The organism is Micromonospora sp. CA-248212, assembly GCF_050948405.1.
Lineage (GTDB): Bacteria > Actinomycetota > Actinomycetes > Mycobacteriales > Micromonosporaceae > Micromonospora.
In genome coordinates, this window is record NZ_CP192023.1 from 1,757,765 (window position 1) to 1,784,740 (window position 26,976).

Consider the following 26,976-nt stretch of genomic DNA (forward strand, 5'->3'; position numbering starts at 1 on the left):
CCGTGGTGGGTATGCGCGCCGGTGGAGGTGGCTGACATGGCTTCAGGCGGCAATCGAGGGCTCTGGATCGGGGTCGCGGTCGCGGTCATCGTGATCATCATCGTGCTGATCGCGCTCGCGTCGTGTGGTGGCGGTGGCGGCGGGTACTGACGGGGGACCGTCGGATCTCACCTAAGGCAGATCCGGCAGGGCCGGCCGAAAAGGTATATAACAGTCGGCATGGCCGAGCAGACCGACGCCGCCCCCGGCGCCCAGCGGTTCATCCCTCCCGAGGCCGACACCATCGAGGGGTTGCGGGCGGCCTCGGGCGACTGTCGTGGCTGCGAGCTGTACCGGGACGCCACGCAGACCGTCTTCGGGCGGGGTGACGAGAGCGCCCGCGTGGTGCTCGTGGGCGAGCAGCCCGGCGACATGGAGGACCAGAAGGGCCTGCCCTTCGTCGGTCCCGCCGGTCGGCTGCTGCGCAGGGCCGTCGACGACGCCGGCCTCGACCCGGCCGCGCCGTACCTCACGAACGCTGTGAAGCATTTCCGTTTTGAGGTGCGCGGCAAGCGGCGCATCCACCAGACGCCGGACCGGATCCACATCGCCGCCTGCCGTCCCTGGCTGGTCGCCGAGTTCGCCCGGCTCGACCCGGCGATCGTGGTGGTGCTCGGTGCCACCGCCGCCAAGGCGCTGCTCGGCCCGTCCTTCCGGGTCACGAGGCAGCGCGGCGAACTGCTGCCCTGGCCCGCGGCGGCCCAGCGCCCCGAGGACTTCCAGCGGGTCCCGGTGGACAGCGCCGGCGCGCTGGCCGACGCTCCGCCGACCCGGCTGCTGGCGACCATCCACCCGTCCGCGGTGCTGCGCGCCGACGACCAGGACGCCGCGTACGAGGGGCTGGTCGCCGACCTCACCGTCGCCGCCCGCGCCCTCGCCGGATAGCCGCGCGGCGCCGTCGCGCCCGCTCGCGTCGGGCCGGGCGTCAGCCGGCGGTGTCGGAGTAGACCTCGACGTCGTAGAGCAACTGGACGTTGCGGCGGCCGTTCGTGACGCCGACGAAGACCGGCTCCCCAGCCGGGGTCCGGCCCTGCCGCCACGCCTGTTCCCGGGCCGCCTCCCGCGACTCGTGATGGCTCCTGCCCTCCTGGTGCAGGTGCAGGACGCGCCGAGCGGTGCTCCGGTCGGTGTCGACGTGGACTCGCAGAAGAGGCATGAGGGGACCTCCGTGCGGTGGTCGGTGTACGGATGTTCAGCTAGCTTACCGACGTTAAGTTTCCTGTCCACCGTATTAGGGTGACGGCATGACAGAGCGCCGTTCTCCCTCGTCGGTGTGGCTACGCCCGGAGCCCTCCCGGACGCAGCGCCGGCCACCACTGACGATCGACCGGATCGTGGGCGCGGCGGTCGACCTGCTCGACGAGCGCGGCATCGACGGCCTCACGATGCGCAGCCTCGCCCAGCGCCTCACCGTGACGGCGACCGCCCTGTACTGGCACGTGCGGACCAAGGACGACGTGCTGGACCTGGCGATGGACCAGATCTTCGGCGACGTGCCGATCCCCGACGCGACCGACGACTGGCCGGGGGACGTCCGCGTCCTCGTCCGCGGCTGGCGCTCCGCCATGCTCCGGCATCCCTGGGCGCCGGGCCTGGTCGGGCGTCCGATGCTCGGCCCCAACGTGTTGGCCCGCACCGAGTTCCTCCAGGCGGCGCTGGTACGCGGCGGCTGCCGTGGCCGCCACCTCGCGGTGGCCACGCGAACACTGGCCAACTACGTCATCGGCGCCTCGCTCACCGAGGCCACCTGGCGCAGGAGCGCCGACCCGGACGCGCGGGCCGCCGCCCGCGACCATGTCACCGCCCACGCCGAGGCCTACCCGACTCTCAACGCCTCCGGCCACCTCGACGACTCCCGGTGGGGCGACGACCTGCTGTTCGAGGAGGGCCTGGACGGCATTCTCCGCTCGGTGGCGCGGCACCCACCGTCCTGAGGGTCGCCACGGTATTCAGAAGACCGGATACCTACTGGAAACCGCGTTGCGTGAACGGTGTAACACGCCCTCCACAGACTCACGTGAGTCGATCTTGTAGGGGAGGCGTTCATGAGTGATCAGACGCAGTCGACGGTGAGCCGGCGTGGATTCCTGCGCGCGGTCGGGGTCAGCGGCGGGGCCGGCGCGATGCTCGCCACGATGGGCGCCATGGGTCTCGCGCCCAGCGCCGCCGCGTCGCCGACGCCGGCCTTCCGGGCGCCGGAGCCGTCCGACTTCACGCTGTCCGGGCGGCCGGGCGCCAGCGTCGTGGTGCTGGGCGGCGGCATCGCGGGGCTCACCGCCGCGTACGAGCTGGGCAAGGCGGGTTACCACTGCACGGTCCTGGAGGCGCGGCACCGCGTCGGCGGGCGGAACCTGACCATCCGTGGCGGCGACGTCGAGACCGACCTCGACGGCCACACCCAGCGGGCCGGCTTCTCCGACGGCGTCTACTTCAACGCCGGGCCGGGCCGGATCGCACAGTGGATGGTCACCATGGACTACTGCCGGGAGCTGGGCGTACCCGTCGAGGTCTTCACCAACCAGAACGCCGACGCCTGGATCTACAACGAGTCCGCCGGGATGACCGAGCCGGTCCGCTACCGCACCGCCAAGGCCGACGTCTACGGCTACGTCTCGGAGATGCTCGCGAAGGCCACCGACCAGGGTGCGCTGGACGCGCGACTCACCACCGAGGACCGGGAGCGGCTGCTGTCGTTTCTGCAGAGCTTCGGCGCGATCGGCGGGCGTGCCAGCGACTGGGCGTACACCGGGACCAGCCGACGCGGCTTCTCCACGTACCCCGGCGCGGGTAACGACGTCGGCAGCCTGCTCGGCGCGCCGCCGGCGCTCTCCGACGTCTTCGCCAGCAACGTGGGCCGGTACTTCTCCTTCGAGTTCGGCTACGACCAGGCCATGCTGATGTTCCAGCCGGTCGGCGGGATGGACCAGATCCCCCGCGCCCTCGCCAAGGCCGTCGGCGGGCACCGGATCCGCCTCAACGCCGAGGTGACCGGAGTGACGGACCGGGGCAGCCGGGTCGAGGTGACCTATCGCCAGGGCGGCCGGCTGGCGCAGATCACCGCCGACTACTGCGTGGCCGCGCTGCCACCGCACCTGATGGCCCGGGTGCCGCACAACCTCGGCGTCGACGTGACCGCCGCCCTGGCCGACTTCCCCGTCACCGCCGCCGGCAAGATCGGTCTGGAGTACCGCAGCCGCTGGTGGGAGACCGACCAGCGGATCTACGGCGGCATCACCGAGACCGACCTGGACCTGTCGCACATCTGGTACCCGTCCTACGGCTTCCACGGCAAGCGGGGTCTGGTCGTCGGCTACTACAACACCGGGGCGAACGCCCGGGCCTACAGCGGGCTCACCCCCGAGCTGCGCCAGGAGCGGGCGGTCAGCCAGGGCGTGAAGATCCACGGCGACAAGTACCGCAGCGAGCTGGTCACCTCGTACTCGCACGCCTGGGACCGGACCCGCTACATCGAGGGCGCCTGGACCTCGCCCCGGTACGGCACCGCCGGATACGACCGGCTGCTCCAGCCGGCCGGGCGGGTCTACTTCGCCGGGGACTGGCTCAGTCACGAGGTGGCCTGGCAGCACGGCGCGTTCGTGGCGGCCCGCGCGGCGGTGTCCTCCCTGCACCAGCGGGTGATGACCGGCTGACCGACGGACCCGCGCGAAGATCGGTGCCGCGAAGATCCGCGCAACATCGGGGAAACTGCTGCTTCCCGGCGCGCCGAGACAGCAACTTCCCTGTTGTTGCGTGGATCTTGCGGTCGTGACGGGCGCGGCGGGCCAGGGCGCGGCGGGCCAGCGCGCGGCGGGCCAGCGCGCGGCGGGGCGGGCGCGGGGCGCGGGGCGTCGGGGTCCGGGGTGGGTGCGCGAGGATGGGAACCCCGTCCTCGAGGAGCGCCGATGGCCACCGACCTGACCGAGCCGCGTACCGCCGCCCGACTCGACGTCGCGCCGATTCAGCGGCGCACCATGCGGCTGCTCGTCACCACCCAGATCATCGGTGGCATCGGCGTGACCATCGGCATCTCCGTCGGCGCGCTGCTCGCCGCCCGGGTGGCCGGCACCGCGCTGGCCGGCATCGCGCAGAGTGCCGGGGTGGTCGGCGCGGCGCTGCTCGCCGTCCCGGTCACCCGGATCATGGCCCGGCACGGTCGCCGGCCCGGCCTGGTGCTGGCGTACACGGTGGGCGCCGTCGGTGGCGTCCTCGTGGTGTTGGCGGCGGCCACCCGCTCGGTGCCGCTGCTCCTTCTCGGCATGCTGCTGTTCGGTGGCGGCACCGCCGCCAACCTCCAGGCCCGCTACACCGCCGTGGACCTCGCCGAGCCGGCCCGTCGAGGTCGCCAGCTCTCATTGATCGTCTGGGCCACCACCATCGGCGCGGTGGCCGCGCCGAACTTCGCCGCCCTGGCCGACCGGGTGACCACCGGCTGGGGGCTGCCCGCGCTGGCCGGTCCGTTCGCGTTCAGCGCGGCGGCGTTCGTGCTGGCTGCCGTCGTACTCCTCGGCCTGTTGCGGCCCGACCCGCTGCTCACCGCGCGGCGACTCGCGGCGGCCGACGCCGCATCCGTGCCCGACGGTCCCGGGCCGGTCGCCGCCGTGCCGCCGGGCGGTGCGGCGGCGGCGACCGCCCCCGCCGCCGGGACCGCCGGGTCGCCGACGGGCGGTGGCGGCGGGCCGGCCGCCGCGCCGGTCGGTGCCCGCGCGCCGCGCGGCGCCGGGATGCGGGCGGCCTGGTCGGTGGTACGCGCTCAGCCCGCCGCCCGGCTCGGCATCGCCGCGGTGGCGGTGGGTCACCTGGTGATGGTGGCGGTGATGGCGATGACCCCGGTGCGGCTCGGTGAGTCGCACGCCGACGCCGACGTGCTGCGGCTGGTCGGGATCGTGCTGAGTCTGCACATCGCCGGCATGTATGCGTTCTCCCCGGTCGTCGGCTGGCTCACCGACCGGCTCGGCCGGCGGGCGGTGATCCTGGGCGGGGTCGGACTGCTGCTGGCCGCCTGCGCGGTGGCCGGCACCGCAGGGCACCACACGCCTCGGCTCTCGGTCGGTCTCGTCCTGCTCGGGCTGGGCTGGTCGGGGACGATGGTGGCCGGCTCGACGCTGCTCTCCGAGTCGGTGTCGGCCGATGTGCGGCCGAGCGTCCAGGGATTCTCGGACCTGATCATGGGGTTGGCGGGCGCGGGTGCCGCGGTGCTCAGCGGGTTTGTCATGCAGGTGGCCGGTTATCCCGTGCTCACCCTGCTCGCGGCGGTCGCGACCGTGCCCCTGGTGGCGCTAGCGTTGCGCCCGGTGCCGACCGGGGCGCCGGGTGAGGAGGATTGATCACGTGCGGCTGACCGACTTCTGGGCGCGGTTGGAGGAGGCGTTCGGGCCGGGTTACGCGGCCAGCATCGCCCGGGATCAGGTGCTGTCCCAGCTTGACGGCCGGACCGTCGAGCAGGCGTTGGCGGCGGGGGAGCGGACGAACGTGGTGTGGCGGGCGGTCTGCGCCGCGTATCCCGACCGCGTGCCCGCGCGACTACGCTGAGCAGCCTTTTCGTCGGGTCCGCGTGTCGCTTGTCGAGTCGTACACCTGTTCGGCTATTGTCCACAGCGGGGTGCTCGTCCACAGCTCGCGGCCCGTCGGCTGGTTTTCTGTCGGACCTAGCGCCTAGCGTGTCCGCGTGACGCGAAGCTCAGCAAAGACGCCGGCGAAGGCAGGGGTGGCAACCATGGCAGCAGGGCCTGACCGGGAGAAGGCACTCGACCTTGCTCTCGCTCAGATTGACAAGCAGTTCGGCAAGGGCTCGGTGATGCGGCTGGGAGAGCGGCCGGTCGTCCAGACCGCCGTGATCCCGACCGGTTCCATCGCGCTCGATGTGGCGCTCGGCGTGGGCGGCCTGCCGCGCGGCCGGGTGGTCGAGATCTACGGCCCCGAGTCCAGCGGTAAGACCACGGTGGCCCTGCACTCGGTGGCCAGCGCCCAGCGGGCCGGCGGCATCGCCGCCTTCATCGACGCCGAGCACGCGCTCGACCCGGAGTACGCGAAGGCCCTCGGCGTCGACACCGACGCGATGCTGGTCTCCCAGCCGGACACGGGCGAGCAGGCGCTGGAGATCGCCGACATGCTGATCCGCTCGGGCGCGATCGACATCATCGTGATCGACTCGGTGGCGGCCCTGGTGCCGCGCGCCGAGATCGAGGGCGAGATGGGCGACAGCCACGTGGGTCTGCAGGCCCGGCTGATGAGCCAGGCGCTGCGCAAGATCACCGGTGTGCTCAGCAACACCGGCACCACGGCGATCTTCATCAACCAGCTCCGGGAAAAGATCGGCGTGATGTTCGGCAGCCCGGAGACCACGACCGGTGGTCGGGCGCTGAAGTTCTACGCCTCGGTCCGGCTCGACGTGCGCCGCATCGAGAGCCTCAAGGACGGCACCGACGTGGTCGGTAACCGCACCCGGGTCAAGGTCGTGAAGAACAAGGTGGCCGCGCCGTTCAAGCAGGCCGAGTTCGACATCATGTACGGCAAGGGCATCTCGCGCGAGGGCTCGCTGATCGACGTCGGCGTGGAGCAGGCGATCATCCGCAAGTCCGGCGCGTGGTACACGTACGACGGTGACCAGCTCGGCCAGGGCAAGGAGAAGGCCCGGGAGTTCCTGAAGGAGAACCCGGACGTGGCCGCCGAGATCGAGAAGAAGATCCTGGAGAAGCTCGGCGTCGGGGTCGGCGCGGGCGACGCCGCCGGTGGCCCGGAGCTGCCGCCGGTCGACTTCTGACCGGTCGCTGACCGATGGCAGGACGACGCGCCCGTACGGGGCGGGGCTGGGATGCCAGTCCGCCTCGTACGGGCGATGACGCCGCTCCGCCGCGCCCTCGCCGGGGCGGCCGGCGGGCCGAGTCGCCGGCCGACGAGCAGGCGTCCACACCGCGCGACGAGTCCGAGCTGGCGCGCGAGATCTGCCTGCGCCAACTCGCCGTGCGACCGCGTACCCGCGCCGAGCTGGCCGGGGCGCTGGCCAAGCGGGGCATCTCCGAAGAGGTGTCGGCCGACGTGCTCGACCGGTACGACGAGGTCGGCATCATCGACGACGCCGCGTTCGCGCGAGCCTGGGTGTCGAGTCGACACTCCGGGCGCGGTCTTGCCCGCCGGGCGCTCGCCAACGAGCTGCGCCGCAAGGGCGTGGACGGCGAGGTGGCCACCGAGGCGTTGGGCGAGTTGGACGAGGAGACCGAGGCGGAGACCGCCCGTGCCCTCGTGGAGCGCAAACTGCGTACCGCCCGGGGTGAGCCGGACGCGGTCTTCCGCCGGCTGGTGGGCATGCTGGCCCGCAAGGGTTACCCGCCCGGCGTGGCCATCCGGGCGGTGAAGGACGCGCTCGCCGCGCAGAGCGCCGAGGCGGCCGAGTTCGCCGAGCAGATCGACGCCGACGCCCTGGCCGACGCCGAGGGCGAGCTGGAGCGGGACAACCGCCCGATCGACTGAACGGCACGATCCCGCGCTGACCCAGGGACGGGTGCGACGGGCCGACGTCGGGTCGCGGGTGTCACATTGACGGCCCGTCGGCGGACCTGTGCGGTCGCTGAACAGGCACGACGGTCGAATCGAGGCGTCGGCTCGCCGCCTTTGTCCTGCCGTGTCCGACACGACATCAGCTTTGCGTGACGCTGCAACTTCTCTCCGTTCGGGGGGTTTGATCATGAGTCCTTGACCAGACCGCCCTCGGAGACCTAGCCTCGCCATACAGGCTCACATTGCCCGACCATTGCAGGCTAAGCGCACAACATAGATCTCGTAACAGAACAGCATCACTTTGGCCGGCTCCACGGCCTTTGGCGGCAGTTCCGGACTGGCCGGTCCGGGACGTCGCGACAACTGCACCCGGTCGCCGACGATGCCCGAGGGCACCGCCGGCGGAGAGAGCTATCTACGGCCAGCCGCTCCGGTCGGGCGTCCACAGCCGCAGGAGTGTGCCCTGGGCACAGTCGCTGCGGTCATGACGTTCAGGGGAGGCGGCCATGGCGGGGCGGCGGCACAGGCGCACGGATGGACCTCGCGGGGTTCCGGCATGAACGCCCTCGACGTGGTGCTCCTCGCGGCCGTCCTGATCCTCGCCGTGGTCGTGGTCGCGGCGGTGCTGGTCGGCATCCGGACGCTGCGCCGGATCGGCTCGACATCCGCCCCGGAGGATCCCGCCTTCATCGCCGAGAAGGACCGTCAGGAGCAGTCCCTGGCCGCCCTGCGCGACGCGGCCGACCAGGCGAACAGCACGATCGACGTGGCAAAGTCCGCCGCCTCCGCGGCCCGCGCCGAAGCGGCGGCGGCCAAAGCCGAGGCGAAGGCGGCCCGGGCCGAGGCCCGGCGAGTGCTCGACGACGCCCGCGCCGAGGCGGACACCGTGCTGGAACGGGCGCACAAGCAGGCCGAGGCGGACGCCGAGCAGCTCCGCACGGCCGCGCGCCGCAGCGGCGAGCGGGAGGTCGCGGTGCTCGCCGCCACGACCCGCGAACAGGCCGCCGAGGTGGAGCGGCGGGCGGCCCGGATGGACGAGCGGGAGCGGCTGCACACCGAGGAGGTGGAGCGGTTCGCCGAGCGGGAGCGGCAGCTCACGGCGGCGGGCGCCGCCCTCGCCGCCCGGGAGTCCGCGCTCGCCCAGCGCGAGACCGAGCTGGCCGAGGCCGAGGAGCTGCGCCGCCGGGAGCTGGAGCGGGTGGCCGGCCTCACCGCCGAGTCCGCCCGGCTGGAGCTGATCGAGGCGATCGAGACGTCCGCCAAGCGGGAGGCGGCGCTCCTGGTGCGCGACATCGAGTCCGACGCGCGCAACACCGCCGAGCAGCGGGCCCGGCACATCGTGGTGGACGCGATTCAGCGGGTCGCCAGCGAACAGACCGCCGAGAGTGTGGTGAGCGTCCTGCACCTGCCCGGGGACGAGATGAAGGGCCGCATCATCGGCCGCGAGGGCCGCAACATCCGGGCCTTCGAGTCGGTCACCGGCGTCAACCTGATCATCGACGACACCCCCGAGGCCGTGCTGCTCTCCTGCTTCGACCCGGTGCGCCGCGAGGTCGGCCGGCTCACCCTCGAGAAGCTCGTGCTGGACGGGCGGATCCACCCGCACCGGATCGAGGAGGTCTACGACCTGGCCCGCCAGGAGGTGGAGCAGCTCTGCCTGCGCGCCGCCGAGGACGCCCTGGTCGAGGTGGGTATCACCGAGATCCACCCGGAGCTGGTGACCCTGCTGGGCCGGCTGCGCTACCGCACGTCGTACGGCCAGAACGTGCTCAAGCACCTCGTGGAGACCGCGCACATCGCCGGCATCATGGCCGCCGAGCTGCGGCTGGACGTGCCCACCATCAAGCGGTCGGCGTTCCTGCACGACATCGGCAAGGCGCTCACCCACGAGGTCGAGGGCAGCCACGCCATCATCGGCGCCGACCTGGCCCGCAAGTACGGCGAGCACGAGGACGTGGTGCACGCCATCGAGGCGCACCACAACGAGGTGCCCCCGCAGACCATCGAGGCCGTCCTCACCCAGGCGTCCGACGCCTGCTCCGGTGGTCGGCCGGGCGCGCGCCGGGAGAGCCTCGAGGCGTACGTCAAGCGGCTGGAGCGGATCGAGGAGATCGCGGCCGGCAAGCTCGGCGTGGACAAGGTCTTCGCCATGCAGGCCGGCCGGGAGATCCGGGTGATGGTCAAGCCGGACGACGTCGACGACATCGGGGCGGCCGTGCTGGCCCGTGACGTGGCCAAGCAGATCGAGGAGGAGCTGACCTACCCGGGTCAGATCCGGGTCACCGTGGTCCGCGAGTCCCGGGTCACCGAGATCGCCCGCTGACCCTCCGACACGATCACCACGAATTCAGCAATATCGGGGTGTCCCCTCAATGGGGACACCCCGATATTGGCGAAACTGGGTCGATCACACTCCAGGCGGTCGTCCGGTCAGATCATCGCCGTTGAGTCTCGACCGAAGTCCTGGGACGGCACTATCTTGGCCGCAGTTCGCGGCATGCGGCCCAGCCGCCGCTGCAACCACCACGCGAAGATCGACAGCAGCCCGCAGATCGTGATGTAGACGGCCGCCACGATCAGGTACGTCGGCACGTACGGCAGCCCGAACGGCAACCGGCCGCCGATCTGCTTCCCGGCGAACAGCAGCTCGGGGTACGTGATGATGAAGCCCAGCGCGGTGTCCTTGAGCAGCACGACGAGCTGGCTGACGATCGCCGGGAGCATCGACCGGACGGCCTGCGGCAGCAGGATGAGCCGCAGTACCTGGTTCTTGCGCAAGCCGACCGCGTACGCGCCCTCGGTCTGCCCGTACGGCACCGCGTTGATGCCGGCGCGGAAGATCTCCGCGAGCACCGAGCCGTTGTAGAGCATCAGCCCGATGACCAGCGCCCACAGCTTGTCGATCGACCAGCCGTACTGCAGCGGCACGTAGTAGCCGAAGAAGATCAGGATCAGCAGGGGGATCGCGCGGAACAGCTCCACCACGAACGTCGACGGGGCCCGCAGGACCCACTTGTCGCTGAGGCGGCCGCTGGCGAAGATCGCGCCGAACAGCAGCGCCAGGACCGCGGCGATGCCGGCGGCCTTCAGCGTCGCCCACAGGCCGCCGAGCAGCTCGCGTTGCACCGAGGCGTACTGGAACTGCTCCCACTTGCGAGCCTCGAACTGCCCGGTGTCGGCGAACTTGTAGCCGATGTAGGCGAGCAGGGCGATGATGCCGGCGGTGGAGACGACGCCCAGGATCGCGTTGCGCCGCTTGGCGCGGGGACCGGGCAGGTCGTAGAGGATCGACGCCTGGCTCAACTCAACCACCCTCCGTTCGCGACTGCGGGGCTCGCAAGCTCACTCCTCGCGCTCACCGCGCACCTTTCGTTCGCCGTAGCCGGGCTCACCGTGCCACCCGCCACTTGCGTTCGAGGAACCGTTGCAACGCCACCAGCGGCAGGATCAGGATCAGGAAGCCGATGGTGATCCAGAGCAGGACGGCGAACTGCGGCTCGCCCCGCTCGGCCATGTACGCGGGGATCGCGCCCGCTTCCAGCACCGAGAAACCGGCGGCGATGGTGGTGTTCTTCAGCATCGCGATGAACACGCTGACCATCGGCGGGACCATCGCGCGCAGCGCCTGCGGCAGCACGATGAGCGTGAGCACCTGACCGAAGGTCATGCCCAGGGCGCGGGCCGCCTCGGCCTGCCCGGCGGCGACCGTGTTGACGCCGGAGCGGATCACCTCGCAGACGAACGCGGAGGTGTAGACGGTCAGCGCGATGGCGGCGCTGGTGTCGTAGTCGAAGTTGACGTCGAGCTTCGGCACCGCGAACACGAGGAACGCGAAGACCAGCGTCAGCGGGGTGTTGCGCACCAGGTTGACGTACGTGGCGCCGAACGCGCGCAGGGCCGGCACGGGCGAGACCCGCATCGCGCCGAGCAGCGTGCCGAGGACGAGGCTGCCGACCGCGGCGATCAGGAAAAGTTTGACGGTGTTGGTGAACCCGTCGACGAACAGTTGCCCGTTGTCCGTCAGTACGCGGAAGAACTCGCCCATGCCTCGCTCTCAGTCCCTCTCCACGGGCGCCGGACGGGGACGAACCCCGCCCGGCGCCGCTACTCGTGTCGAGCCGGGTCGATCAGTACCGCTCGACCTTCGGCGGGGTGCCGGCCGAGCCGGAGAGTCCGAGCGTGCCGTCGTAGATCTTCTGCCAGGTGCCGTTGGTGAAGGCGGCCTCGATCTGGTCGTTGACGTAGTCGCGCAGCGCCTTGTCATCCTTCGGCAGGCCGATGCCGTACTTCTCGGTGCTGAACGGCTGGCCGACCACCTTGAGTCCGTCCGGGTCCTGCGCCGCGTAGCCCTTGAGGATCGCGTCGTCGGTGGTGACGGCGTCGACCTTCTTGTCCAGCAGCTGCGAGACGCACTCCGAGTAGGTCTTGAACTCGACGATGTTGTTCGCCTCGGTCAGACCCTCGTCGCGGACCCTCTGGATCGGCGTCGAGCCGGTGGCCGAGCAGACCTTCTTGCCCTTGAGGGTGTCCTTGCCGGTGATCGACGACTCGTCCTTGCGGACCAGCAGGTCCTGGCCGGCGACGAAGTACGGGCCGGCGAAGGAGATGTCGTTCTTGCGCTTGTCGGTGATCGAGTAGGTGCCGACGTAGTAGTCGACCTCACCACCCTTGATCGCGGTCTCCCGGTTGGCCGACGCGATCTCCTTGTACTGGATCTTCGCGGGGTCGATGCCGAGCGTGCTCGCGACGTACTGGGCGATCTCGATGTCGAAGCCGCACCGCTTGCCCTGGGCGTCCTTGTAGCCGAGGTTCGGCTGGTCGAACTTGACCCCGACGGAGACCGTGCCGGCCGTCTTGATCTTTTCGAAGGTCGGGCTGCCGGCGACGGCAGCGTCCGACTTCGGGGTGAAGGTCGCGCCGGAGCTCTTGCAGGTGTCTCCCTGGGCGGCGCCGGAGGCGTTGCCACCGGCGCTCGGCGTCGGCTCACCCTCCTTGCCGCAGGCCGCGGCGGAAAGGGCGAGGGAGGCCATCATGGCGACCGCCGCCACGCGCGTCATACGCATACTCTTCTCCTTCTTCGACGGAGCCCGCCCTTGTGCGGCGCGCTCCACTACGGACGCCTAGTGCGTGAGGATCTTGGAGAGGAAGTCCTTGGCCCGCTCGCTGCGCGGGTTCTCGAAGAACTCCGCCGGGGAGGCGTCCTCGACGAGCCGGCCGTCGGCCATGAAGATGACCCGGTTGGCGGCGTGCCGCGCGAAGCCCATCTCGTGGGTGACCACGACCATGGTCATGCCGTCGCGCGCCAGCGAGGTCATCACGTCCAGCACCTCGCCGACCATCTCCGGGTCGAGGGCGCTGGTGGGCTCGTCGAACAGCATCGCCTTGGGCTGCATGGCCAGCGCTCGGGCGATGGCCGCCCGCTGCTGCTGGCCGCCGGAGAGCTGGGCGGGGAACTTGTCCGCCTGGTTGGCGATACCGACCCGGTCGAGCAGGGCCAGACCGCGCTCGCGGGCCACGGCGGGCTTCTCCTTGCGGACCTTGACCGGCCCGAGGGTGACGTTCTCCAGGATGGTCTTGTGGGCGAAGAGGTTGAAGGACTGGAACACCATCCCCACCTCGCTGCGCAGGCGAGCGAGGGGCTTGCCCTCGGCCGGCAGTGGCTGACCGTCGAAGGTGATGGTGCCGGAGTTGATCGGTTCCAGTCTGTTGATGGCGCGGCACAGCGTCGACTTGCCGGAGCCGGACGGGCCGATGACCACGACCACCTCGCCCCGACCCACCGACAGCGAGACGTCGTCCAGCACGTGCAGCGGTCCGAACCACTTGTTGACCGCGTCCAGCACGATGAGCGGTTCGCCCGTCGTCACGTCGTCCACCGTCCCTGTCGTCTCCCCGGATCGGGGTCGGTCGACCCCCGGTTGGGCAACTGTAGGCGGCATGATGTGGCGGAACGCAACCCAGTTGGTCACGGAGCGGTAACACCGGTCACGATCGGCTACGGGGGTCCGGTTTCGGTCACCGGTGGGCCGCGACGGTGGCGGTGGCACGGCGTTGCCGAAATCATGGGGGGATGACCGAACCCGTACGGCTGACCCGTTACGCGCGCGGCGGCGGCTGCGCCTGCAAGATCCCGCCGGGCGAGTTGGAGGCCATGGTGGCCGGTCTCGGCCCGGCCACCGGCACCGCCGAGCTGCTGGTCGGCCTCGACCACGGCGACGACGCCGCGGTGGTCCGCCTGGACGAGCGTACGGGCCTGGTCAGCACCGCGGACTTCTTCACCCCGGTCGTCGACGACGCGTACGACTGGGGGCGCATCGCCGCGGCCAACGCGTTGTCCGACGTGTACGCGATGGGCGGCATCCCGCTGGTGGCGTTGAACCTGCTCTGCTGGCCGCGGGACGTGCTGCCGCTGGAACTGGCGCGGGAGGTGCTGCGCGGCGGCCAGGACGTGGCCCGGGAGGCGGGCTGTCACCTGGCCGGCGGGCACAGTGTGGACGACGACGGTCCGAAGTACGGCCTCGCGGTCACCGGCACCGTACGCCCCGAAGAGCTGATCACTCTGGACGCGGGCCGGGCCGGGATACCGCTGTCCCTGACCAAGCCGCTCGGTGTGGGCGTGCTCAATACCCGACACAAGTCCACCGGCGAGAGCTTCCCGGAGGCGGTCGCCTCGATGAGCGCGCTGAACCGGGACGCGGCGCGCGCCGCGGTCGCCGCCGGCATCCGGTGCGGCACCGATGTGACCGGGTTCGGTCTGCTGGGGCACGCCTCGAAGCTGGCCCGCGCCAGCCGGCTGACGGTGGCCATCGACACGGCCCGGGTGCCGTACCTGGCGGGCGCAAGGGAGGCGCTGCGCGACGGGTACGTCAGTGGCGGGAGCCGACGCAACCTGGAGTGGGTCACCCCGTGGACGGACTTCGGCGCGGCCGACGAGGGAGAGCGGCTGCTGCTGGCCGACGCGCAGACGTCCGGCGGTCTGCTGGTCGCGGGTGAGCTGCCGGGCGCACCGGTGGTGGGAGAGCTGCTGCCCCGCGGGGAGCACCTGGTCGTCCTGCGCTGACCCACGGCCCACCGAACCGCTACCGATGGTGCCGGGACACGCTGGCCCGGTGGTTCGGCTGGCGCACGATACCCGATAAACTGTCACCTTCCCGCTACTCCGAGCAATGCCGCTCAGGGAAATTTTGCCCGGAATGGTCACAGACCGGTAACTTGCCCCCGGCTGAGGTCATATGCCCCCCACCATCGTCAGTAAGGCCCGATCCGGAGGCCGGTGGGACGAACGCAGCGAGGAGGCGGAATGACCGAGCTGTGGAACTGGAGAATCGACCGGGTCCGACCCGTGGAGGTCTACCCGGCGCTGGCCGAGGCGCTCGGTCGGGTGGTGATGCCGCTGGCCGCGGCGGACCCGGCGCGACTGCCCGCGTACGCGGTGGTGTGTGACGTCTGGCAGGCGCCGGGCGAGTTCCCGACGGTGATCGACTGTTACGGAGTGCCCGAGCGGCTCTCCGAGCACGCCAGCATCGCCGCGCTGGCCCGGCTGCTGGGCCGGGACTGCCTGCTGCGGGACGACACGTTGGACGCCAGCCGGCACCTGCTCGTCGCACCGGACGGCACGGTCCGCCCGGTGCACTTCGACGTCCGGGACACCGACGACGGCGAGGTGCTCAGCCGGCGACGGCTCTGCTCGTTGGGTGACCCGGGCTGCCGGGGTTGGTCGCAGTGTCACCGCTCCCGCTGGGCGCCCGACACCGTCGCGCCGGTCCTCGCCGCAGCCTGACCGCCGCCGAGCCGGCCGGGCCTACTCACGCCGGGCCGGCCGGGCCTGACCGCCAGCGAGCCGGCCGGGCCCGCTCGCGCCGAGCCGGCCGGGCCGGGGCGTCAGCCGCGCCCCGGGGCGGTGGCGGCCGGCCGGTCGGCGGCGTTCGACCCACCCCGCACGACCAACTGGTCGAGCAGGGTGCGGGTGGCTTCGGTCACGGCGGCCACGGCGGCCTCGAAGGCGGCGGCGTTGTGCGCGGCGGGCGCCCGGAAGCCGGAGATCTTGCGGACGTACTGCAACGCCGCCGCCTCGATGTCCGCGTCGGTCACCTGCGGGGTGAACGGCTCCCGCAACGTCTTGATGCTTCGGCACATGTCGGGTGCTCCTCGGTTCGGGGTGATCCGGCCGACCCGGATACGCTGTCCAGGTCATGACTACCGCAGCGGCGGGCAGCCCGCGCACCTACCAGGTGCGCACCTACGGCTGCCAGATGAACGTGCACGACTCCGAGCGCATCTCCGGCCTGCTCGAACAGGCCGGCTACGTGCGCGCGCCCCAAGCCGACGACACCCCGGACATCGTCGTCTTCAACACCTGCGCGGTGCGGGAGAACGCCGACAACCGGCTCTACGGCAACCTCGGTCATCTGCGCCCCGTGAAGGACAAGCACCCGGGGATGCAGATCGCCGTCGGTGGTTGCCTGGCGCAGAAGGACCGTGGCGAGATCGTCCGCAAGGCGCCCTGGGTGGACGTGGTCTTCGGCACGCACAACATCGGCGCGCTTCCGGTCCTGCTGGAACGGGCCCGGCACAACGCCGCCGCCGAGGTGGAGATCCTGGAGTCGCTGGACGTCTTTCCGTCCACGCTGCCGACCCGCCGCGAGTCGACGTACGCCGGCTGGGTCTCGATCTCGGTGGGCTGCAACAACACCTGCACGTTCTGCATCGTGCCCTCTCTGCGCGGCAAGGAGAAGGACCGGCGCCCCGGCGACATCCTCTCCGAGGTGCGCGCCCTCGTCGACGAGGGCGTGCTGGAGGTGACCCTGCTCGGGCAGAACGTCAACTCGTACGGCGTCGAGTTCGGCGACCGGTACGCGTTCGGCAAGCTGCTGCGCGCGACCGGTGAGATCGACGGCCTGGAGCGGGTCCGGTTCACCAGCCCGCACCCGAAGGACTTCACCGACGACGTGATCGCCGCGATGGCCGAGACCCCGAACGTGTGCCACTCGCTGCACATGCCGTTGCAGTCCGGCTCCGACGACGTGCTGAAGGCGATGCGCCGGTCGTACCGCTCCGAGCGGTACCTGGGGATCATCGAGAAGGTCCGGGCGGCGATGCCGGACGCGGCGATCACCACCGACATCATCGTCGGCTTCCCCGGCGAGACCGAGGCCGACTTCCAGCGCACGCTGGACGTGGTGCGCGAGGCCCGCTTCTCGTCGGCCTTCACCTTCCAGTACTCCAAGCGCCCCGGCACCCCCGCCGCCACCATGGACGGCCAGCTGCCCAAGCAGGTCGTGCAGGAGCGTTACGAGCGGCTGATCGCCTGCGTCGAGGAGATCACCTGGGCGGAGAACAAGCGCCTGGTGGGGGAGACCGTCGAGGTGCTGGTCGCGGTCGGCGAGGGGCGCAAGGACGAGCGGACCGGGCGGCTGTCCGGGCGGGCCCGCGACGGTCGTCTCGTGCACTTCGACGCCGGCAGCTTCGCCGGGTCGATCCGGCCCGGCGACATCGTGCACACCGAGATCACCTACGCCGCGCCGCACCACCTCAACGCCGACGGCGCGCCCCTGTCGCACCGCCGGACCCGGGCCGGTGACGCCGCCGAGGCCGGGCGCTCCCCGCGTACCCCCGGGGTGTTGCTCGGACTGCCCACGGTCGGTGCCCCGGCGGTCGCGCCCGCGCCCGCCGGCGGCTGCGCCGCGCACTGACGCAGGTCGGGGCCCGCCGGCACGGCGGACCCCGACCGACCCACGGTCAGACCGTGATGCGACCGGCGCCGGCGCCGCCCGTCACGATGGACTTGACGTTGCTCGCGGTGTCCAGTTGGTACGAGTACGGGATGCTGGCGACGCTGCCACCGGTCTGGCCGGCGGGCGAGTTGACGAAGTGGTTGTTGCGGGCCACCAGCCGGCCCGGCCCGGAGTCGGCCTCGCCGAGGTGGTACGTGTCGGGGACGTTCTCGAAGTAGTTGCCCTCGACGAGCACGCCCGCGTTCTCGGTGGAGGCCACGCCGTAGCCGGTGTTGGCCCGGTAGTAGTTGTTGTAGACGTGCACCGGGTTGCCGAAGCGCACCCGGGGGTTGCGCTGCTTGCTGCCGTCGAACCAGTTGTGGTGGTACGTGACCCGCAGGTGCCCGGTGTCCTGGGCGCCGTTGTCGTCGCTGTGCCCGAGCAGCATCGTCTTGTCGTGGTTGAAGACCCGGTTCCACGACACCGTGACGAAGTCCGAGCCGCGCTTGATGTCGACCGCGCCGTCGTACCCGTTGCTGAAGGTGTTGTGGTCGATCCAGATGTTGGTGGCCGACTCCTGCACGTTGATCGCGTCGTCGTTCCAGTCCCGGAAGGTCAGATTCCGGATGATGACGTTGCGGTCACCGCTGACGTTGAGCCCGCAGCCGACGATCGTCGCGCCGGAGTTGCCGAGGATGGTCTTGTTGGACCGCACCCGCAGCATGCCCGAGCAGGAGATGGTGCCGGACACCCGGATCACCGCCGACCCGGTCGCGTTCAGCGCGCTGGTCAGCGCCGAGGCGTTCGTGACGGTGGTCGCCGGTGCGCCGCCACCGCCGGTGGTGCCGCCGTTCTGGGTGGCCCAGCCGACCAGGCCCGTCTGCGGCGGAACGCTCGGCGGCGGATCGCTGGGAATCGGCGGCGTGGTGGGCGGGTTGGTGGGCGTGCCCGGGGTGGTCGGTGGGGCGATGGTCGGGGTGGTGGTGCCGCCGGTGCAGGCCACGTTGTTCAGGGTGAAGCTGGTCGGCGCCGGGTTGCTGGAGTTCCAACTCGCGTTGAAGCCGAACGAGGCGCTGCCGTTGGTGGCCAGGTTGCCGTTGTAGTCGACGTTGGCGGCGGAGACCTGGCTGCCGCTCTGCGTGACGGTGGCCCCCCACGCCTGGCTGACCTGCTGGCCGGCCCCGTATGACCAGCGCAGCGTCCACCCGGAGACCGGGTCGCCGAGGTTGGTGACCGTGACGTTGCCGGTGAACCCACCCGGCCACTGGCTGGCGACCGAGTAGGCGACCTGACAGCCGGCTGCCGCCTGGGCCGACACGGCCGTCAGGAGACCGCCGGTGACCAGCGCGGCGGTCGCGGCGGCGGTGGTGGCGAGCAGCGTCATCCGACGCTGTGTTGTGCGCATGCTGCTTCCTTTCGATGAGGCGGACACACTGTCGCGACGCCCATGCCCGTGGGCGGCTAGGTGATCCGGGATCTCAGGTCCCGGGTCCGCCGGTGCGTTTCGGTGCGAAGAAGCGGCTCCCGCGTTCGCGCCGGCCGCAGCGAAGGCAAGCGCTTTCCCGATGGAAGCATAGAAGAACCTTGATGTAAATGCTCCGTGCGGCCCTGGTCCGCCACCCTACGGAGGGCTCGGTGTGCGCCTGCCCTGGCCTGGCCCGGCGTGCGCCCGGCTCTCGGCCCGGCACGACGTGCGCCCGGCCCGAGGTGGCCGACGCCCTCGGCGTGGGCGTCGACCACCTCGGTTGCTCAACAGCTCGCGCCGTTGAGCTTCACGGTCGCCGGGGCGCTGGCCGTACCGTTGGCGGTGAAGCCCACGGTGACCGAGGCGCCCGCCGCCAGAGACGGCGCGTGGCTGGGCGCGGCGGCCGTGACCGTCGTACCGGACTGGGTGACGGTGGCGTTCCACCCGCTGCCCAGCGTCACGCCGGACGGCCAGGTCCAGGTGGCCGACCACGGATTCACTGCGGCAGTGCCGGTGTTCTTCACGGTCAACTCACCCTGGAAGCCGCCCTGCCAGGCGTTGACCTGCCGGTAGGTGGCCGTGCAGGCGCCGGGGGGCGCGCTCGTCGGCCCGCCGGTCGGCCCGCCCGTGGGGCCGCCGGTCGGCCCGCCGGTGGGTCCGCCGCCGCTCGGCGCGATCAGGTACGGCTGCAGGATCGCCTGCTTGGTGGTGTTGATGTTGGTCCAGTCGTCCAGCGCGATGCCGCCGGTGTCACCCGAGTTCGGGTTCCACGACCAGTAGGTGAACGACATCCCGGTCACGCCGGTGCCGGTGTACGCCATCAACTTCTCCAGCCACACCCGGTCCTTCGGGTCGGCCAGGGTGCTGCCGAACTCACCCATCATGATCGGGGCGATGTTCTGCTTGTAGAGGTAACCGAAGTACTTGTCCCAGATCGCCGGCATGTTCGCCGGGTAGTCCGGGGCGTCGAACCAGGTCTGCCGGTACACCGACGTCGCGTACTCGTGCGGCGAGTAGACCAGCCGGTTCGCCACGTTCAGCCGGACCGGGTACTGACCGGCCTTCGACAGGTTGCCGCCCCACCAGCCGCAGTCCTCGTCGTTGCTCGGGTCGTTGTCCCACACGTTGGAGAGACCACCGCTCGGGCAGCTCACCCCCTCCACGAAGATCAACCAGTTGGGTTGCACGCCGAGAATGGCGTTACCGGCCCGCTCCGCGGCGAGCCGCCAGTCCCGCGCCGTGTCGCCGCAACCCCAGCACGCGCCGGTGGCCGCCGGGTTCGTACCCTCGGCGTGCGGCTCGTTGTGCAGGTCCGCGCCGATCACCGTCGGATTGCCCGCGTACCGCTGGGCGAGCATCTTCCAGTCGTTGATCCAGGTCGCCTCGGAGACCGTCGACGTGTACCACAGCGGCGACTGCCCCGCCGACGTCGGCCGGTGCCGGTCCAGGATGATCCGCATCCCCTTGCTGCCGGCGTAGGCGATCACCTTGTCCAGGATCTGCAACGGCGACAGCCCCACCAGGTCCGGGTTGACGAAGTCGTTGATCCCGGTGGCGGTCGCGCCCGCCTTCAGCGCGTCGTTCGAGTACGGCACCCGCAGCGTGTTGTAGCCCAGCCGGGCCATCGTGTCGAGCTGACCCCGCCACGGATTGCTCGACCAGAGCCCGTGGAAGGTCTTGTTGTCGGTCTCCATGCCGAACCAGTTGATGCCGGTCAACCGGACCGTGGCCCCGGTGCTGTCCACGATCTGGCTACCGTTCGTGTGCAGATAACCGGTTCCGGTACCGGCGGCGGAAGCCGGGGTGGTGCTGACGGTGGCGGCGAGGAACACGCCGGCCGCGGCGGTGGCGAGCGCGGTCAGCGCGCTGCCGAGAGCTTTCGTACGGGTCATTCGAGCTCCACTTCGGACGCACGACGCCGTCCATCGACGACGTCGGCAGGCGGCCGTGCGCACATCACGGCCCCTTCGGGGGTACGCGGACAGTGCGCGACGGCCCATGTCACGCGGACGGGAAACTCGCGGCAGCTCACCGGCCGATCCTCGACGGCGATGCTCGCCGTCGGCGCCCTCGGCCCGGTGGCCCTACCTGACTCCGTCGCCCATTCTCATCAGCCCACCTCAATGCGTCAACTGCACACCCGGTCCCGCCCCCGCCCCGGTCCCGCCCCGGTCCCGCCCCGGTCCCGCCCCCGTCCGGCCCGGTCCCGCCCCCGCGCCGCCCCCGCGCCGCCCCCGCGCCGCCCGGTGGCGGCAAGATCGTGCTCGATCCTGGAAGTAGTGGTGTCACCGCGTTGGATAGCCACTGGATCCAGGATCGAGCGCGATCATGTCGATGGGCAGACGCCCGAGGCCTGACTCCCGCGCCCCCCGCGCTAGCCCGCTCCAAGATCCTCACAACTTCGGAGAAGTTGCTGGTTCCCGCGCGTCCGAGGCAGCAACTTCGGGGATGTTGTGAGGATCTTGGCGTGCGTGCGTGCGTGCGTGCGTGCGGGCGTGCGGGCGTGCGGGCGTGCGGGCGTGCGGGCGTGCGGGTGTGCGTGTGTGCGGGTGTGCGGGCGGGCGTGTCGGATGAGGTGGGGATGCGCGGCTAGGTGGTGCGGAGTGGACGACCCCGGGACGCGCGCGAGCCCCCGGTCCCGCGCGGGGACCGGGGGCTCGCGAATTGCGTCGGGTCAGCCGGCCTGCTCGGCGAGCTGGAGGAACTGTCGCTTGGAGGCGAGGGCCTGCTCGGCCTCCTTGATGCGCCGGGCGTCCCCGGCACTCTGCGCCCGGGACAGCCGCTCTTCGGCCTCCGCCACCTGGGCCCGCATCTGGGCGAGCAGCGGGTTGTCCTCCTTGGTGGTACGCCGCCACGCGGAGTCCATCACCTCGCGGACCTTGTCGTCGATGACGCGCAACCGGCGCTCCAGGCCGGCGGCGGCCTCGCGGGGCACCCGGCCGGCCTCGTGCCACTGTGCCTGGATCTCGCGCAGCTTGGCCTGGGCGCCCTTGGGGTCGGCGTCGATGTCCAGGGCCTCGGCCTCGGCCAGCAGGGCCTGCTTACGCTCCAGGTTGCCGCGCTGCTCGTTGTCCCGTGCCGAGAAGACCTCGCTGCGCCGGCTGAAGAAGGCGTCCTGGGCGGCCCGGAACCGTTCCCAGAGCTTCTGCTCGGCCTCCTTGGAGGCGCGGGGCGCGGCCTTCCACTGGGTCATCAGCTCCTTGAGCTGGTTGGCCGTGGCGGCCCACTCGGTGGATTCCTTGATCTTTTCGGCCTCGGCGACCAGCTCTTCCTTGACGGTCTGCGCCTGCTTGCGCTGCGCGTCCAGGGAGGCGAAGTGGGCGCCGCGGCGTCGGGTGAAGCCGTCCCGCGCGGCGGCGAAGCGCTTCCACAGCTCGCCGTCGGCCTTCTTGTCGACCCCGCGAATGGTCTTCCACTCGTCGAGGATCTCCTTGAGGCGGTCACCGGCCGTCTTCCAACCGGTCGACTCCGCGGCGAGCTTCTCGGCCTCCTCGACCAGGGCGGTCTTGCGGGCCAGGGCCTCACCGCGGGCGGCGTCCCGGGCGGCGCGCGCCTCGGTGGCCTTCTCCTCGGCGAGGGTCGCCAGCTTGTCCAGTCGGGCGGTCAGGGCGTCGATGTCGCCGACCACGTGGGCCTCCGGCAGCGTGGCGCGGATCCGCCGGATCGTGCTCAACGAGTGCCCGGCGTCCGCCGCGCCCGAGTTGAGCCGCGCTTCGGTCAGATCCACCTCGGTGACCAGGTCGGCGAAGCGGCGCGCGAAGTGCGCGAGCCCTTCCTCCGGCGCTCCTGCCTGCCAGGATCCGACCACCCGCTCGCCCTCGGCGGTCTTGACGTAAACGGTGCCGTCCGCGTCCACCCGTCCGAAGGCAGTCCAGTCGCTCATGTGCCCATCCTCGTTCTCCCGGCGTCGAGGGAGCAGTCCCCCGTCGCCGCCACGGCGCAGCCAAGTTGCTTCCGGCATTGTCACAGGTCCGACCCGGTCCGCGTCGAGCGCCTATCGCCGACCGTGACCATACGGTGTCCTAGGGCCTGATTGACCGGATCGCGGCGGAGACGCACCGGGGATTCCCGCTACGGTGAACGGGTGCCACTGGTCGCCGCCGCCGTCTGCCCACATCCGCCCCTGCTCGTGCCCGAAGTGGCCGGTGCCGCCGCCAGCGAACTGGACGACCTGCGGTCGGCCTGCGATCTCGCCGTCGGCCGGCTGCTGGCGACCGGCCCGGAGGTGGTGGTGCTGCTCGGCGTCGGCCCGGTGACCGGCCCGGTCCAGCCCCCGGCCACCGGCTCGCTCCAGCCGTGGGGCGTCGACCTGGACGTGCCCCTGGTCCCCGGCCAGCCGGACCGCGGCGCCGTGCTGCCGTTGAGCCTGACCATCGGCGCGTGGCTGCTGTCCCGGCATGGGCCGACGACGGCCGGGCAGGCGACCGCGACGCGGGTGGCGGCCGGGCCCGAGACCGCAGCGCAGGTGACCGCCGTTCAGGTGGCCGCCGACGCCGGGCCGGTCGAGGTGGCCGCGCTCGGCGCCCAGGTCGCCGCCGCCGGCGACCGGGTGGCGCTGCTGGTGCTCGGTGACGGGTCGGCCTGCCGGGGCCAGCAGGCTCCCGGGTACGACGACCAGCGCGCTCTCCCGTACGACAAAGGGGTCGCCACGGCCCTGGCCGAGGCGGACCTGGACGCCCTGCGCGACCTGGACCCCGGTCTGTCGGCGCAGTTGAAGGTCGCCGGCCGGGCGGCGTGGCAGGTGCTCGCCGACGCGGCCCGCGTCGGCGGCGGCGGGTGGCGCGGCGAGTTGCTGCACGAGTCGGCGCCCTACGGGGTGGCCTACTTCGTGGCGTCCTGGGAGCGGATGTGACAGTCGTCGCGGTGGTGGGGCCGACGGCGGCGGGCAAGTCGGCGCTGAGCATCGCGCTCGCGCACGCCCTCGACGGTGAGGTGGTCAACGCCGACTCGATGCAGCTCTACCGGGGCATGGAAATCGGCACCGCGAAGCTGACCGTCGACGAGCGGGACGGCGTGCCGCACCACCTGCTCGACATCTGGGAGGTGACCGAGCCGGCCAGCGTCGCGGAGTACCAGCGGCTGGCCCGTGCGGCGGTGGACGACATCCTGTCCCGGGGGCGGGTGCCGCTGCTGGTGGGTGGCTCGGGGCTGTACGTGCGGGCGGTGCTGGAACGCTTCGAGTTCCCGGGCACCGACGCGGCGCTGCGGGAACGGCTGGAACGCGAGTTGGCCGAGGTCGGGCCGGCGCCGCTGTACGCCCGGCTGCGTGCCGTCGACCCGGTGGCCGCCGAGGGCATCCTGCCGGGCAACGGCCGGCGGATCGTCCGGGCGTTGGAGGTGATCGAGCTGACCGGCGCGCCGTTCGCCGCGTCGCTGCCGCAGCCCACCCCGTACTACCCGTCGGTGCAGCTCGGCGTCGACCTCGACACCGGCCTGCTGGACGAGCGGATCGCGCTGCGGGTGGACCGGATGTGGGCCGACGGGCTGGTCGACGAGACCCGCGAGCTGGTCGGCCGGGGCCTGGCCGAGGGGCGGACGGCGAGCCGGGCGCTCGGCTACCAGCAGGTGTTGCGCCTGCTCGACGGCGAGCTGACCGAGGAAGAGGCGCACGACGAGACGGTCCGGGCCACCCGGCGGTTCGTCCGCCGGCAGCGGTCCTGGTTCCGGCGTGATCCCCGCATCCAGTGGCTCGACTCGGCCGCGCCGGACCTGATCGAGGCCGCCCTGCACCTGGTGCCGGCTGCTGCGCGATGATGGGATCGTGGAGTTCACCAAGGGGCACGGCACCGGCAACGACTTCGTCCTCCTGCCCGACCCGGACGGTCAGCTCGGCCTGACCCCGGAGCTGGTCGCGGCGCTCTGCGACCGGCGTCGCGGCATCGGCGCGGACGGCGTACTGCGGGTGGTCCGCGCGGCCAAGCATCCTGACGGCGCCGGCCAGGCCGGCGAGGCCGAGTGGTTCATGGACTACTGGAACGCGGACGGCTCGTTCGCCGAGATGTGCGGCAACGGCGCCCGGGTCTTCGTGCGCTACCTGCTCGACACCGGGCTCGCCACGCCCGTCGGCGCGGCGTTGCCGGTGGCCACCCGCGCCGGCGTCGTGCGCGCGCTGGTCGAGGGCGGCGCGGTCTCCGTCGAGATGCGCAGACCCCGGATGTACGACGAGTCGGCCGCCACCCTGGGTGGTCTGACCCTGTCCGGCACGGTCGTGGACGTCGGCAACCCGCATCTGGTGTGCGTCCTGCCCGGTGGCGTGGAGTTGTCCGCGCTGGACCTGACCGTCGCGCCCGAGTTCGACCCGGCGGTCTTCCCGGCCGGCGTGAACGTCGAGTTGATCGTGCCGGGCGACCCGGTCGGCGACACCGACGGGCACAGCCTCATGCGGGTGTACGAGCGCGGCAGCGCCGAGACCCTGTCCTGCGGCACCGGCGCCTGCGCGGTGGCGGCCGTGGTCCTGCGTGACGCCGGCCGGGACACCGGTGTGGTGGCGGTGGACGTCCCCGGCGGCCGCCTGACCGTAACGGTCACCAAGGACTCCTGCTGGCTCTCCGGCCCCGCAATCCTGGTAGCAACCGGCCAGGTAACCCTCCCCACCCCAACCCCCTAACCCCCCCACCCCCCCTGCCTCCGGGCCCTTCGCACGTGTTGATCAAGAGGTTCGCGTCAAGAATCGCACCGATTCTGACGCGAACCTCTTGATCACCGGGGTGGTCGAAGCGGGGGCCGGGCGGGGGAGGGGGCTAGGTGGGGGTTTAGGGGGTGGCGCTGGCGGTGGCGGCGATTTCGGGGAGGTCCGCCGGGCCGGGGTCGGCTGCCGGCAGGGGGCTGGGGTTGTGCGCGGCGGCGCGGACGGCGGCGGCGACCGCCGGGGCCACCCGGGAGTCGAAGACGCTCGGCACGATCACCGTCGGGTTGATCTTTTCCTCGCCGACCACGTCGGCGATGGCCCGCGCCGCGGCGATGGCCATCTCCTCGGTGAACTCCTCGGCGTGCGCGTCCAACATGCCGCGGAACACCCCGGGGAAGGCGAGCACGTTGTTGATCTGGTTCGGCTGGTCCGAGCGGCCGGTGGCGACCACCGCGGCGTGCTTGCGCGCCTCCCGCGGGTCGACCTCCGGGTCGGGGTTGGCCAGCGCGAAGACGATCGCGTCCTTCGCCATGCCGGCGATGTCGTCGCCGGTGAGCAGGTTCGGGGCGCTGACCCCGATGAACACGTCGGCGCCCCGGATCGCCCCGGGCAGATCGCCCGAGTAGTTCTCCTTGTTGGTGTTCTCCGCCAGCCACTGCCAGGCCGGGTTGAGGTCGGTCAGGCCGCGGTGCAGGGCGCCCTGGCGGTCGTACGCGATGATGTCGCCGACGCCCTGACGCAGCAGCAGCTTCATGATCGCGGTGCCGGCCGCGCCCGCGCCGGAGACGACCACCCGGACGTCCGAGAGCTGCTTGCCCACGACGCGCAGCGCGTTGGTCAGCGCGGCCAGCACGCAGATCGCGGTGCCGTGCTGGTCGTCGTGGAAGACCGGAATGTCCAGCGCCTCGCGCAGCCGGGCCTCGATCTCGAAGCAGCGCGGCGCGGCGATGTCCTCCAGGTTGATCCCGCCGTACGCGGGCGCGATCGCCTTGACGATCTGCACGATCTCGTCGGTGTCCTGGGTGTCCAGCACCACCGGCCAGGCGTCGACCCCGCCGAAGCGCTTGAACAGCGCGGCCTTGCCCTCCATCACCGGCAGCGAGGCGGCGGGGCCCAGGTTGCCCAGGCCGAGCACCGCCGAGCCGTCGCTGACCACCGCGACGGTGTTGCGCTTGATGGTCAGCCGCCGGGCGTCCGCCGGGTTCTCGGCGATCGCCATGCAGACCCGGGCCACCCCCGGGGTGTACGCGCGGGACAGCTCGTCACGGTTGCGCAGGGCGACCTTCGAGGTCACCTCGATCTTGCCGCCGAGGTGCAGGAGGAACGTCCGGTCGGACACCTTGCGCACGTCCACGCCGTCCAGCGTCCGGAGCGCGTCGACCACCTGGTCGGCGTGCTTGGCGTCGGCGGTGTCGCAGGTCAGGTCGACGATCACGTGGGTCGGGTCCGAGTCCACCACGTCCAGCGCCGTGACGATCGCTCCGGCTTCGCCGACGGAGGTGGTGAGCCGACCGATCGAGGATGCGTCCGCGGTCACGGCGATCCGGATGGTGATCGAAAATCCGGCGCTCGGCAGTCGGGTGATGGCCACGGGATCCCTCCGTCACGGCTGTGCGGCCGGTCGGCCGCCGCCTGAG

The 26,976-nt window shown here is 71.6% G+C and carries 24 protein-coding genes; 14 read left to right on the plus strand and 10 right to left on the minus strand.

Features of this window, described 5'->3' with window-relative positions; all coding sequences use genetic code 11:
- The first annotated feature begins 219 nt into the window (after positions 1-219).
- Positions 220-924 (plus strand): UdgX family uracil-DNA binding protein, encoded by a 705-nt coding sequence (locus ACQP03_RS08750; RefSeq protein ID WP_433460784.1) that lies wholly within the window; start codon positions 220-222, stop codon positions 922-924.
- A 40-nt stretch (positions 925-964) separates the two neighbouring features.
- Here the strand turns inward: ACQP03_RS08750 and ACQP03_RS08755 are convergent, their stop codons facing one another.
- Positions 965-1,195 (minus strand): hypothetical protein, encoded by a 231-nt coding sequence (locus ACQP03_RS08755; protein ID WP_357175216.1) that lies wholly within the window; start codon positions 1,193-1,195, stop codon positions 965-967.
- Positions 1,196-1,283: 88 nt separating this feature from the next.
- On the opposite strand from ACQP03_RS08755, the gene ACQP03_RS08760 reads away from it, so the two are divergent.
- The 7 genes from ACQP03_RS08760 (at position 1,284) to rny (ending at position 9,856) form a co-directional block, all read left to right on the plus strand.
- Entirely contained in the window at positions 1,284-1,973 is a 690-nt protein-coding gene (locus ACQP03_RS08760; protein ID WP_433460785.1) for a TetR/AcrR family transcriptional regulator, read from the plus strand.
- A 111-nt stretch (positions 1,974-2,084) separates the two neighbouring features.
- Positions 2,085-3,689, plus strand: coding sequence for an FAD-dependent oxidoreductase (locus ACQP03_RS08765; RefSeq protein WP_433460786.1), 1,605 nt, complete (start codon positions 2,085-2,087; stop codon positions 3,687-3,689).
- A 252-nt stretch (positions 3,690-3,941) separates the two neighbouring features.
- Positions 3,942-5,363 (plus strand): MFS transporter, encoded by a 1,422-nt coding sequence (locus ACQP03_RS08770; RefSeq protein WP_433460787.1) that lies wholly within the window; start codon positions 3,942-3,944, stop codon positions 5,361-5,363.
- Positions 5,364-5,367: 4 nt separating this feature from the next.
- A complete protein-coding gene (locus ACQP03_RS08775) occupies positions 5,368-5,568 on the plus strand; it encodes a DUF3046 domain-containing protein (protein WP_357122594.1) in 201 nt (66 codons plus the stop codon).
- A gap of 184 nt (positions 5,569-5,752) precedes the next feature.
- Positions 5,753-6,799, plus strand: a complete 1,047-nt coding sequence (gene recA, locus ACQP03_RS08780; protein ID WP_354884861.1) for a recombinase RecA — start codon at positions 5,753-5,755, stop codon at positions 6,797-6,799.
- Between the two features lie 14 nt (positions 6,800-6,813).
- The gene (locus ACQP03_RS08785; RefSeq protein WP_357122599.1) at positions 6,814-7,506 is read left to right on the plus strand and encodes a regulatory protein RecX; all 693 of its coding nucleotides are present in this window, start codon (positions 6,814-6,816) and stop codon (positions 7,504-7,506) included.
- A 583-nt stretch (positions 7,507-8,089) separates the two neighbouring features.
- Entirely contained in the window at positions 8,090-9,856 is a 1,767-nt protein-coding gene (rny, locus tag ACQP03_RS08790) for a ribonuclease Y (protein ID WP_357122602.1), read from the plus strand.
- Positions 9,857-9,963: 107 nt separating this feature from the next.
- Here rny and ACQP03_RS08795 read toward each other — a convergent pair whose 3' ends face one another.
- The 4 genes from ACQP03_RS08795 to ACQP03_RS08810 form a co-directional block, all read right to left on the minus strand.
- Positions 9,964-10,836, minus strand: coding sequence for an amino acid ABC transporter permease (locus tag ACQP03_RS08795; RefSeq protein WP_433460788.1), 873 nt, complete (start codon positions 10,834-10,836; stop codon positions 9,964-9,966).
- A gap of 85 nt (positions 10,837-10,921) precedes the next feature.
- Complete coding sequence (locus ACQP03_RS08800; protein WP_357122608.1) at positions 10,922-11,578, minus strand: amino acid ABC transporter permease; 657 nt, start codon at positions 11,576-11,578, stop codon at positions 10,922-10,924.
- An 82-nt stretch (positions 11,579-11,660) separates the two neighbouring features.
- Positions 11,661-12,596, minus strand: a complete 936-nt coding sequence (locus ACQP03_RS08805) for a glutamate ABC transporter substrate-binding protein (RefSeq protein WP_357398697.1) — start codon at positions 12,594-12,596, stop codon at positions 11,661-11,663.
- 57 nt (positions 12,597-12,653) lie between these two features.
- The gene (locus ACQP03_RS08810; protein ID WP_357122614.1) at positions 12,654-13,409 is read right to left on the minus strand and encodes an amino acid ABC transporter ATP-binding protein; all 756 of its coding nucleotides are present in this window, start codon (positions 13,407-13,409) and stop codon (positions 12,654-12,656) included.
- 194 nt (positions 13,410-13,603) lie between these two features.
- Here ACQP03_RS08810 and selD point away from each other — a divergent pair, with 194 nt between their 5' ends.
- Entirely contained in the window at positions 13,604-14,593 is a 990-nt protein-coding gene (gene selD / locus ACQP03_RS08815; RefSeq protein ID WP_357122617.1) for a selenide, water dikinase SelD, read from the plus strand.
- Between the two features lie 240 nt (positions 14,594-14,833).
- Positions 14,834-15,313 carry a hypothetical protein gene (locus ACQP03_RS08820; RefSeq protein ID WP_357122620.1) on the plus strand — a complete coding sequence of 160 codons (480 nt, stop codon included), beginning with the start codon at positions 14,834-14,836 and terminating at the stop codon, positions 15,311-15,313.
- 101 nt (positions 15,314-15,414) lie between these two features.
- On the opposite strand, the gene ACQP03_RS08825 is transcribed toward ACQP03_RS08820, so the two are convergent.
- Entirely contained in the window at positions 15,415-15,669 is a 255-nt protein-coding gene (locus tag ACQP03_RS08825) for a DUF2277 family protein (RefSeq protein ID WP_357398695.1), read from the minus strand.
- Between the two features lie 56 nt (positions 15,670-15,725).
- Between ACQP03_RS08825 and miaB the strand changes: the two genes are divergently transcribed.
- On the plus strand, positions 15,726-17,225 hold the full coding sequence (gene miaB, locus ACQP03_RS08830; protein ID WP_357122626.1) for a tRNA (N6-isopentenyl adenosine(37)-C2)-methylthiotransferase MiaB: 1,500 nt from the start codon (positions 15,726-15,728) through the stop codon (positions 17,223-17,225).
- Positions 17,226-17,271: 46 nt separating this feature from the next.
- On the opposite strand, the gene ACQP03_RS08835 is transcribed toward miaB, so the two are convergent.
- The 3 genes from ACQP03_RS08835 to ACQP03_RS08845 form a co-directional block, all read right to left on the minus strand.
- Positions 17,272-18,651 (minus strand): cellulose binding domain-containing protein, encoded by a 1,380-nt coding sequence (locus ACQP03_RS08835; protein ID WP_357175231.1) that lies wholly within the window; start codon positions 18,649-18,651, stop codon positions 17,272-17,274.
- Positions 18,652-18,995: 344 nt separating this feature from the next.
- Entirely contained in the window at positions 18,996-20,603 is a 1,608-nt protein-coding gene (locus ACQP03_RS08840) for a cellulase family glycosylhydrolase (protein ID WP_355053246.1), read from the minus strand.
- A 782-nt stretch (positions 20,604-21,385) separates the two neighbouring features.
- Positions 21,386-22,594, minus strand: a complete 1,209-nt coding sequence (locus ACQP03_RS08845) for a DUF349 domain-containing protein (RefSeq protein ID WP_357122632.1) — start codon at positions 22,592-22,594, stop codon at positions 21,386-21,388.
- 201 nt (positions 22,595-22,795) lie between these two features.
- Here ACQP03_RS08845 and ACQP03_RS08850 point away from each other — a divergent pair, with 201 nt between their 5' ends.
- From ACQP03_RS08850 to dapF, 3 genes are read left to right on the plus strand one after another with little or no spacing between them, the layout of a single operon-like run.
- On the plus strand, positions 22,796-23,563 hold the full coding sequence (locus tag ACQP03_RS08850) for a hypothetical protein (RefSeq protein ID WP_357122635.1): 768 nt from the start codon (positions 22,796-22,798) through the stop codon (positions 23,561-23,563).
- Entirely contained in the window at positions 23,446-24,465 is a 1,020-nt protein-coding gene (gene miaA, locus ACQP03_RS08855) for a tRNA (adenosine(37)-N6)-dimethylallyltransferase MiaA (RefSeq protein WP_396832514.1), read from the plus strand. The genes ACQP03_RS08850 and miaA overlap by 118 nt, the downstream gene beginning before the upstream one ends.
- A 7-nt stretch (positions 24,466-24,472) precedes the next feature.
- A complete protein-coding gene (dapF, locus tag ACQP03_RS08860; protein WP_433460789.1) occupies positions 24,473-25,318 on the plus strand; it encodes a diaminopimelate epimerase in 846 nt (281 codons plus the stop codon).
- Between the two features lie 145 nt (positions 25,319-25,463).
- On the opposite strand, the gene ACQP03_RS08865 is transcribed toward dapF, so the two are convergent.
- Positions 25,464-26,930 carry an NAD-dependent malic enzyme gene (locus tag ACQP03_RS08865; RefSeq protein WP_357393627.1) on the minus strand — a complete coding sequence of 489 codons (1,467 nt, stop codon included), beginning with the start codon at positions 26,928-26,930 and terminating at the stop codon, positions 25,464-25,466.
- Between the last annotated feature and the right edge of the window lie 46 nt (positions 26,931-26,976).